Below are 10,840 nucleotides of genomic sequence, written 5' to 3' on the forward strand. Positions count from 1 at the left end.
GATATTAAACGTGTAATCTCTTAAGTTTACATAAATTTGAGAAAAATAAATAAATGATGGTGAATTTTTTACGGAAAAAGGCAACCCTATTGCTTTTTTTAAGTTTTTTCATTTCCACTTCGGTTTTTTCACAAATTTTAGAACCGGTAAAATGGAGCTTTAGCTATGAAAAAACCGGAGAAAATACCTATGACTTAATTTTTACTGCAAATATTGATGAGGGTTGGTATGTCTACTCTCAGTTTGTTGATGATAATGGTCCAATTCCCACTACTTTTGAATTTGATGAAAGCTCAGCCTTTAAACTGATTGGAAATACCAAGGAAAGCGGAGAAATTATCGAAGATGGTTACGACCATTTTTTTGATATGGATTTGAAAAAAATTGGCAAAAAAGGCGTTTTTACACAAAGTATAGAGTCTACCGAAAAAAACTTTACCGTTAACGGCTATCTGGAATTCATGACCTGTGATGACGAGAGGTGCTTGCCTCCTGACATGGTTGACTTTGAGTTTAACGTTAAAGCTGCTTCCGAAACTTCCGATATATCTCTGTCTGGGGCTCCTTCCGAACAGAGTAGCGGGCTGTTAGAGCCTGTTAAGTGGAATTATAAAATCGTTGAAGAGGATGGAGACCTCTTTGTTGTTTTTGAAGCACTGATTGATGAGGGATGGTATGTATACTCAGGCAATGTGCCTGAGGGAGGACCGATTCCAACAACTTTTGAATTTGAAGAAGATGGGGAATTTTCATTAATAGGCGATATAGAAGAATGGGGAGAAAAAACGGAAGAAGGTCTCGACCAGTTCTTCGATATGGAACTTACAAAGTATGCTGTGAGAGCAGTCTTCAGACAACAAATAGATGCTGAAAATAAAGACATTCCTGTCCGTGGTTTTCTTGAGTTTATGACTTGTGATGATACACGCTGTTTGCCGCCTGACTTTATTGAATTTGCAATTAACACCGATGACGACAGTCCAATTCAAACAGACAGATATGGACTAACAGCAGTACAAACACCTGTTGAAGAAAACAGATCAATGTGGGGTATTTTTATAGCCGGATTTATTGGTGGACTAATTGCCCTTTTGACTCCTTGTGTTTTCCCGATGATTCCATTGACGGTTAGCTTTTTCACGAAAAGCAGTACTACAAAAAGAAAAGGGGTTGCTAATGCTTCTCTTTATGCCGTATTCATCATAGTGATTTATGTTGTATTGGGATATTTGGTAACGGTAATTTTAGGAGCAGATGCACTGAATAGAATGGCAACAAGTGCCTTTTTTAACATGCTTTTCTTTGCTGTCTTTGTCATTTTTGCAATTTCCTTTTTTGGATATTTTGAAATATCCCTTCCCACTTCGTTAGTTAATAAAGTAGACAGTGCCTCAGATGTAGGAGGAATCGTAGGTAACTTCTTCATGGCATTTACCCTGGTTTTAGTGAGCTTTTCCTGTACAGGACCAATCGTGGGAACATTACTTGTTCAGGCTGCTGTTGGTGGCAATGTGTTGGGCCCGGTTGTGGGAATGGCAGGCTTTGCCGTCGCGTTGGCACTTCCTTTCGGACTTTTTGCGGCATTTCCGGGTTGGTTAAACAGTTTACCGAAATCCGGAGGTTGGTTAAATACCATTAAAGTATCTTTAGGATTTTTAGAGCTGGCCTTAGCCCTTAAATTTTTATCAAACGTAGATTTAGTCTATAATTTTGGCTTGATAAAAAGAGAAACCTTTATCGCAATCTGGATTATCATTTTTCTTGCCTGGGCGATTTACTTACTAGGGAAAATAAAATTTCCGGGTGACAGCCCTAATGTAAAAATCTCAAAAACCCGATGGGCCTTTGTCATTTTAATTTTTGCTTTTATTGCTTATTTAATTCCTGGATTCAGAGGTGCTCCCTTATCATTATTAAGCGGTTTTCCTCCGCCAACTTTCTATTCAATCTTTGAAACAGAGAATAATTGTCCGCATGGGATACCTTGTTTTCATGAATTAGAGGAAGGCTTTGACTATGCTAAAAAAGTTAATAAACCCATATTGCTGGACTTTACCGGGTGGGCCTGTATAAATTGTAGAAAAATGGAGGAAAATGTATGGATAGAGCCGGAAATTTTACCTGTTCTAAAAGAAAAATACATACTTCTCTCGCTCTACGTGGACGACCGAACAATGCTTCCAGAGGATGAGCAATTTGTGTCTGATTGTACCGGTCGAAGAGTCCGTACTATTGGAAATAAGTGGAGCGATTTTCAAGCTTGTGTATATAACATGAACTCTCAACCCTATTATGTACTTTTAAATCATGATGGAAATCCATTAAATGATCCGCGGGGATATACACCTAACAAGAATGAGTTTTTAAACTTCCTGAATGAAGGTCTGGATGAGTTTGAAAGATTACAAGCCCTAACTTCCGGAGAGCTGGGAAAACGAGAAAACTAAGCTTTTACAATCAGGTTAAAATTCTTTTTTCCTTTTTGAATCAACAGATATTTATCGTTAATAAAAGAATCGCTATTTATTTTTTTCTCAGCACTCTGTTGTTTTTCCTTATTTATTGATAGAGCGTTGTTTTTTATATCTCTTTTTAGTGACCCTTTAGAGTCATATATATTGGTATGTTCAACAAGCAGACTTCCAATATCAACACCTTCTCCGGAAAACAAATCTTCAGAAATAATACTTTTAGGCACACCTTCAAAAACATCTAAAAAAGTCTGTTCCGGAATATCACTTAAGGCATGGCTTGTTGATTTTCCAAATAAAATTTCTGATGCGTTTACAGCATTATTATAATCTTCAGCAGAATGAACAAAAGTTGTAATTTCCTTTGCCAGTTCTTTTTGCAGACTTCTTAAATGAGGAGCTTCCTGATGAGTGGAAATAAGACTTTCAATCTTTTCCTTATCATAGAAAGTGAATATTTTTATCATCTTTTCTGCATCCTCATCAGACAGGTTCAGCCAGAATTGATAAAATTTATATGGAGAGGTAAGTTTTGGTGAAAGAAACAGATTTCCTTCTTCAGATTTACCGAATTTTGATCCATCCGTTTTTGTAACTAACGGACTTGTGAGTCCAAAGGCTTGCTTGCCGGACATCCTTCGAATCAGTTCTATACCTGAAGTAATGTTACCCCATTGGTCTGACCCCCCCATTTGGAAAAAGCAATTTTTGGTTTCGGCTAAATGATAAAAATCATACGCCTGAAGCAATTGATAAGAGAACTCAGTATAGGAAATGCCTGTTTCAAGTCTGCTTTTAACGGAATCTTTGGCACTCATATAATTGACGGTTAAATGCTTACCCACATCACGCAAAAAACGAAGTATATTAATGTTTTTATACCAATCGTAATTGTTTACTAATGTCGCTTTCCCTGCACCTTCTCCAAACTCAAGAAACTTATTCATTTGGGCTTTAAATTGCTCGACATTATTGAACAAATCCTCTTCAGAAAGCAAATTTCTTTCTGCGGACTTCCCGGAGGGGTCTCCTATCATGCCTGTTGCACCACCTAATAAAACAATCGGCTTAAAACCGTGATTTAAAAAATGCTTTAATAAAATTATTTGTACTAAATTACCTATCCCCAGAGAAGATGCCGTCGGGTCAAAGCCAATGTAAACGGACGCTCCGGGGTTATTTTTTAAATATTCAGTAGTACCTTTTATCTTATCATTGAAAAGTCCTCTCCATTTGAGTTCTTCAATTATATTCATTTTATTTTTTGAGGCAAAAATAAATATTATTTAACTTCTGTTGTTTAAAATAGAGAATAATCCTTAATCATGAATTTTTTTACTCATTTCTACTTTGAACAACCGGAACAGAATCCGGAATTCGTAGCCGGTCTGACAATTCCCGACTTGTTCAAAGAATATAGTGCCGCTTACAGAAAAATAGCTTTGGGCAATGCTGCTTACAGCAATGAGAAAGGATTAGTTTTTGCCGGAATTAAAGCACATATTGAGGCAGATAAATTTTTTCATAACAGTGACTTTTTTAAAGTTTGCAACGAGTATATAAAAATTAAATTATCTAAAATTGACCGTTTTGAAAGAAATTTTTTTCTATCTCATCTTTTTATCGAACTCATGCTTGACAGAGTATTAATAAAACAAAATCCGGATTTAGCCGTATTGTATTACCGGATATTAAATTCTTTTGACTTTAAAATCTTCGAACAATTAATGAAAACTATAAATACAACTGTTAATCCGTCAGTATTATGGGAACGGTTCATACATTTTATAAACAGTAGATATTTACTGCATTATACAAACAATGAAAAATGGTTGTATGCGTTATCGAGGGTATATTATAGGACTATTCGAAAACCACATCAAAAATCTTTCGATAAATTAGTGGATTTTATTCCTTCAGCTGAAATTTATATAGAAAAACGATTAAATTTACTCTTCTAAAAATAATACCTTTCATATGCCAATATTTCGTGGTCTTAAGTCATATGAAACCAGCTCAAATTGCTTGTTTCTCTTTCGGTTGAATGCTTTAAAACACTACAGCACGGCGATGTGTTTTGTGGCCTTTTGCCTGTTTTTCTTTTTTAGTATTACTGTACAAGCACAAGAAGTCAGGAAATACAGTAATGAATTTATGAATATTGGTATTGGTGCCCGTGCTTTAGCAATGTCAAATGCTCAGGTAGCCACCGTCAATGACGTAACTTCCGGGTTTTGGAATCCTGCCGGTATGATTGGGATAAATCATGACGTTCAGTTTGGTGGAATGCATGCAGAATATTTTGCAGGAATAGCCAAATTTGATTATTTAGGAGTAGCTATCCCTATGGAAAATGGAGAACGGTTTTTAGGAATTTCTGCTATTCGCTTTGGGGTTGATGACATACCAAATACTATGGAGCTTTATGCTCCTGACGGCACTATTAACTACGACAGAATAACCTCTTTTTCAGTTGCTGATTACGGCTTTTTAATTTCCTATGCACAAAAACTCAGGACTGAAGGATTGAATATAGGTGGAAGTGTTAAGATTATTCACCGAACGGCCGGTAGTTTTGCAACCGCATGGGGCTTTGGGCTCGACTTTGGAATGCAATACAAAAGAAACAATCTGCATCTTGGATTAATGGCAAGAGATGTTACTACTACTTTTAATGCCTGGTCATTTACATTTACGGATAGAGAGAAAGAAGTTTTAGCCATCACCGGAAACGAAATTCCTTCAAATTCATTAGAGTTAACCGCCCCAAGACTTATTTTAGGTGGTGCTTATGACTTTGCAATTGGAGAAAACTTCAGGATTACACCGGAATTAAATGTTGATATTACTACTGACGGAAAAAGAAATGTACCTGTAAAAACCAATTTTGCAAGCTTTGATCCACATCTTGGCTTAGAAGCAACTTATCAGGAAATAATTTTTTTAAGAGCAGGAGTTGGAAACATTCAACAAGCCACTGATAATAAAGGCGATAAAACTACCATGTTTCAACCAAATATTGGCATTGGTTTGCAGATTGGGTCGGTTGGAATTGATTATGCTTTTACTGATATTGGGAATCAATCAGACGCTCTCTATTCACATGTTTTTTCACTTAAAGTGGGAATTAACAGAAGACCAACAGCAGATGACTCTTCATTCTAAACTTTTTGACTTAAAGTACGTATAGTTTTAACAAAACAATCAAATGAGATTCTGTCCGGTAAACATTAAAACAATTAATCTTTTTTGTAATTTAGATAATCATCAAATAAAATCTAGCTTGGACTTCTCTAAAGTATTAAGGTATTTTGTTTCATTAATGATTGTAAGTTTAGCTTTACAGCTTGCAAGCATCAACCTTAGTGCACAAACTTTTTCAGGGAACGAGTGGATTGATTATTCAAAAAGACATTATAAAGTTAAAGTAGCGGAAAACGGAATTTACCGTATTCCTTACAGTGTATTAAATTCACTTCAGGGTTTAAACCTGAATCAAGTTGCCGGCGGTGATTTAATTTTTTTCAGAGATGGGAGTGTTATTCCTTACTATACTTCAAACACAGGGATACTTGGTCCGGGTGATTACATTGAGTTTTACGGTGAAAAAAATGACGGACGTAATGAAGAGATTTTATATGAAGATTATAACCACCAATTACACCCACATTTTAGTTTGTATAATGATACTGCCACTTATTATTTTAGACCTAAAACAGCTTCTGAAAGCAACCGTTTAATTACAACTGTTTCTAACAACTTAACAAATCCTCCTGCTAAAGAAAACTATTTTTTACATTCCGCAAGAAACGTTTTAACTTCAGTACACAACAGAGGTAATTATTCTATTTTAGGAGGTCAAAGATTATACAAATCAACATTTAATAAAGGCGAAGGATTTGTTGGTCCGGAATTTAACAAATCAACCTATACGTCCAATTTATCAACTCCGGGAATTTATAATCAGGGGCCTTCAGCCACAGTAAATATTGCTGCTGTTAGTACTTCAAACTCGGATCATAACTTCATTTTTCAATTCAATGGTATCACTTTGAAAGATGAACAATTTTTCGGTTACAGAATGCATAAAGACACCTTTACTGTACCAATATCCTCTTTGCAATCCACGAATACTTTTTCTTTTCTGGCAAATGGAAGCGGAAGTGTTGACAGAAACAACATTGCTTTGATGGAGATTACATACCCAAGAACCTTTAACTTCAATAATCAACAACAATTTAAATTCAATTTATCTGCTCAATCCGGAGAACGATTCATTGAAATTCTAAACTTTGATCACCAAAACTCTACACCTGTTTTATATGACCTGACAAATAACATTAGGTTAACGGGGCAAGCAGGGAGCTCAACACAACAGTTTAGATTACCTGCTCCTAACAATCCCAATCAAAGCAGAAGTTTAGTAATTAACAATCAGGCATCCGGAAGCATAAAAACGGTTACATCTATATCTCATATTGACTTTACAGACATTACAGCTACAAGCAATCAGGCAAATTATGTTATCATTAGTAACTCAGTTTTGTTTTCAGACAACTCGGGTGTTAATCGAGTTGAAGAATACAGACAATACAGAAGCAGTATGACGGGAGGGGGTTACAATGCAAAAATTTATAACATAGATGAATTATATGATCAATTTGCTTATGGTGTCAGAAAAAGCCCTTTGGCAATCAGAAACTTTATAAACTATGCCGCCTCAAACTGGGGTATACGCCCGCAGCACATATTACTCATTGGTAAAGGAAGAACATATAGCGGTTCAAGATTTAATTTCAATAATTTTCAGAACAATTTAATTCCGTCATTTGGAGAGCCGGCATCTGATGTTTTACTAGCCGCTGCACCAAACACCTTTTTCCCAAGAGTACCAATTGGCCGTATCCCTGTTACCAATGGAGCTGATTTAAAAAACTATCTGGAAAAAGTTAAACAGTTTGAACAACATCAGGCAGAAACCGGAGACCCACACCAAACCATAGATAATAAAGCCTGGATGAAACAGGCTCTTCACCTGGGAGGAGGAAATAACAACCAGGAACAAAATTTATTTAGATTTTACCTGAATAATTATAAAGAAATACTTGAAGACACTCTATTTGGAGGAGCTGTAACTGAATATTTTAAAACCAGCTCTTCTCCGATTCAGATTGCCCAATCCCAGCAATTAAAAAACAGAATTGACAATGGAGTTTCTTTAATTACATTCTTCGGACATTCCAATCCCAACTCCTTTGACATTGCATTAGACGACCCTGAAAACTATACAAACTTTGGGAAATATCCAATTATTCTTTCCAATGGATGCTTTAGTGGCAATATTTTTGGTTCTTCCAAAGGTATAAGTGAACGTTTTACACTAACACCTGACAGAGGAGCTATTGCTTTTCTTTCTACTTTGGGACTTTCCGCCGCTTCTGGACTGAATGTTTATTCTGAAAGATTTTATAAATTTTTTGCACAGGAAAGCTATGGAACCACTCTAGGGGAAGTTATAAGAAAAACCGTGCAGGAAGTTGACCAGTGTTGTTCAAATAGTGTTTTTAATACGATGATTGCTCTTGAAATGACCTTAAATGGCGATCCTGCACTCAGAATAAACCCACACGCAAAACCTGATTATGTATTAGAGCCTCAAAATATTAGTTTTCAACCCAGCCAGGTTACTATAAATATGGATTCGTTTGATATTGAGATTATCGTTGCTAATATTGGAAGAGCTGTAAAAGACAGCATTATCCTTCAGGCAAGTCGGGAATTTCCGGATGGCAGTTCCTTGCCTTATCGTAAAAAGATTAAAGCTCCTTATTTCATGGATACCGTTGTGTTAAGAATTCCTATGGAATCTAATGCGGCAATGGGCGTGAATATATTTAGAATAAAAATTGATGCTGATGATGAAATAGATGAGCTTTCAGAAACAAACAATGAAATCGTTTACAATCTCAATATTGTTTCCGATGATGTTCTTCCAGCTTATCCTTATGACTTTGCCATTGTGCCGTATCAGAATATAACCCTGAAAGCTTCAACAGCTAACCCTTTTGCTCCCGTCAGAGATTATATTATTGAAATAGATACAACTGAACTCTTTAACAGCCCATTAAAACAATCGACGACTATTAATCAAATGGGCGGTGTGTTAAAATGGACTCCAAATCTGGTATATGTAGATAGCACCGTTTACTATTGGAGAGTTGGCATTAAAGCTGCGCAAGGGCAGACTCAGGAGTTTAGATACAGTTCTTTTATATTTTTAGATAACAATTATCCCGGCTGGAATCAATCTCATTATTATCAATTTTTGAAAGATTCCTATTTTAATATGTATCTGGACAATGACCGAAAATTCAAATATGTAGATGACATAAAAGAAGTAAGAATTGTTACCGGGCATTGGCAGACTTCCGGCTTACACTGGGATAATATAGCTTATTACCTCAATGGGGTAAGAATGCAATACTGGAATTGCGGGGGTGACGGATTTGGCAGCGGACTATCAATTGCCGTCTTTGACAGTGTCACCGGTGAGCCATGGGTAAGTGAATACGACCCTGCCCTCATTGATTTAAGTCAGTCAATTCCATTGAACCCTGAGTGGGGGAACTTTCATTGCAAACCCAGAGATTTCTTTGCTTTTGACTTTAGATTTGATGATGCCGTATGGCGACAAAGAGTAATTGATTTTTTAAATGCTGTTCCTAACGGAAACTACGTAATGATACAAAGTATAAACAATCCTGACTACAGTCAGTTTGGACCGGATTTATTACAAATTTTGACAGACTTAGGATCCAATGAAGCTGCAGTTTTACCAAACCTTCCAACATCAAATGTACCATGGGTATTTTTTGGTCAAAAAGGAAATCCGGGAATTGCACAAGAACAAAGAGGACAGTCACCGGCAGATGTATTGGATATGACTGCAACATTTGAAGTTAACTGGTATGCCGGAAGAGTCACTTCTACAGTTGTTGGACCGGCATCTGAATGGCAGGGATTTTACTGGAATCATGCATCTCAAGGATTGGACTCAACCAGTGTTAAAATATTTGGAATTTCTCCTTCGGGAGCAGAAACGGTTATTTTCGATGAAATTACCGATAATTTTCAAAGCCTCAGTTCAATAGATGCAAATCAATATCCGAAAATCAGGTTGCAGATGTTTACTCAAGACGATAGTTTGCGGGAGCCATCACAACTGGATTACTGGAGAGTATTGTATGATAAATTACCTGATGCAGCCATAAATCCTGCTGCTTACTTTGAATTTGTAGGAGATACCATAAACCTGGGAGAAGATCTTATACTTAAAGTTGCCGTAGAAAATTTGACTAATATACCAATGGATAGTATGTTGATAAAATATACCGTAAACAATGCAATTAATCAAAGCAGTCAGTACCTTAAGAGAGAGCAACCCTTAGATGAATACGAGAGCTTCACAGCATCATTTAATTTATCTACAAATAATAATAACTTCAAAGGCCTTAATTCGCTTTCAATAGAAATTAATCCAGATAACGATCAGCCTGAAATGTATCATTTTAATAATGTTGGGGTACTTCAATTCAGAGGAGTAGGTGATAATATGAATCCTCTGCTCGATGTCACTTTTGACGGAGTTCATATAATGGACGGTGAAATGGTATCATCAGAACCGGAAATCAGAATTAAGCTTAAAGATGAAAATCCGTTTTTAATGCTGGACGACACCACCTTGTTTAATGTATTTATAGAGTATCCCAACGGGGAATTAAAAAGAATCAACTTTAATGAACCGGATGTCTCTTTTATACCGGCAAGTTCAGGCTCTCAAAACAATGAGGCAGAGGTTATACTAAGAAGAAAATTCCCGGATGATGGTATTTACAGACTTAAAGTACAAGCTCAGGATAGAAGTAATAATATATCAGGGTATTATGGTAATCCTGAAGACGGAATGGACTATAAGATTTCTTATGAGATCAGTAATAAATCAATGATTTCAAACATAGTGAACTATCCAAATCCATTTTCAACATCAACCCAATTTGTTTTTACATTAACAGGTAATAAAGTACCTGACTTTATGAAGATTCAAATAATGACAGTCACCGGTAAAATTGTAAGAGAAATAATGATGAATGAACTGGGTCCTATCAGAATAGGAAATAATCGCAGTGAATTCAGATGGGATGGGACCGATCAGTTTGGAGACCGTTTAGCAAATGGCTTATATTTATATAGAGTAGTTGCTACTATAGACGGTCAATCTATTGATAGATTAGAAACCTCTGCTGACAGATTTTTCCATAGTGGGTTCGGCAAAATGTATATAGCCAGATAAACTTTTTTTACACACAATT

5 protein-coding genes are annotated in these 10,840 nt (G+C 36.1%); 4 read left to right on the top strand and 1 reads right to left on the bottom strand.

The genetic code is table 11. The features are described 5' to 3' along the window. Window positions 1–56 precede the first annotated feature (56 nt). The gene (locus tag EA412_01650) at window positions 57–2,447 is read left to right on the top strand and encodes a hypothetical protein (GenBank protein TVR82349.1); all 2,391 of its coding nucleotides are present in this window, start codon (window positions 57–59) and stop codon (window positions 2,445–2,447) included. On the opposite strand, the gene EA412_01655 is transcribed toward EA412_01650, so the two are convergent. Next, window positions 2,444–3,727, bottom strand: a complete 1,284-nt coding sequence (locus tag EA412_01655; protein TVR82350.1) for a tyrosine--tRNA ligase — start codon at window positions 3,725–3,727, stop codon at window positions 2,444–2,446. The genes EA412_01650 and EA412_01655 overlap by 4 nt on opposite strands. A 69-nt stretch (window positions 3,728–3,796) precedes the next feature. Between EA412_01655 and EA412_01660 the strand changes: the two genes are divergently transcribed. The 3 genes from EA412_01660 (at window position 3,797) to EA412_01670 (ending at window position 10,821) form a co-directional block, all read left to right on the top strand. After that, on the top strand, window positions 3,797–4,432 hold the full coding sequence (locus EA412_01660; protein TVR82351.1) for a hypothetical protein: 636 nt from the start codon (window positions 3,797–3,799) through the stop codon (window positions 4,430–4,432). Between the two features lie 109 nt (window positions 4,433–4,541). Then, window positions 4,542–5,636, top strand: coding sequence for a hypothetical protein (locus EA412_01665; GenBank protein ID TVR82352.1), 1,095 nt, complete (start codon window positions 4,542–4,544; stop codon window positions 5,634–5,636). Between the two features lie 43 nt (window positions 5,637–5,679). Continuing rightward, window positions 5,680–10,821, top strand: a complete 5,142-nt coding sequence (locus EA412_01670; GenBank protein TVR82353.1) for a hypothetical protein — start codon at window positions 5,680–5,682, stop codon at window positions 10,819–10,821. The last annotated feature ends 19 nt before the right edge of the window (window positions 10,822–10,840 follow it).

This window comes from Chitinophagaceae bacterium, from assembly GCA_007695095.1.
GTDB lineage: Bacteria > Bacteroidota > Bacteroidia > Chitinophagales > REEL01 > REEL01.

Excerpts from the sequence above, each read along its gene's own strand:
- EA412_01655 (TVR82350.1), bottom strand. The coding sequence starts at position 3,727 with ATGAATATAATTGAAGAACTCAAATGGAGAGGACTTTTCAATGATAAG.
- EA412_01670 (TVR82353.1), top strand. The coding sequence starts at position 5,680 with ATGAGATTCTGTCCGGTAAACATTAAAACAATTAATCTTTTTTGTAAT.
- EA412_01665 (TVR82352.1), top strand. The coding sequence starts at position 4,542 with ATGTGTTTTGTGGCCTTTTGCCTGTTTTTCTTTTTTAGTATTACTGTA.
- EA412_01650 (TVR82349.1), top strand. The coding sequence starts at position 57 with ATGGTGAATTTTTTACGGAAAAAGGCAACCCTATTGCTTTTTTTAAGT.
- EA412_01660 (TVR82351.1), top strand. The coding sequence starts at position 3,797 with ATGAATTTTTTTACTCATTTCTACTTTGAACAACCGGAACAGAATCCG.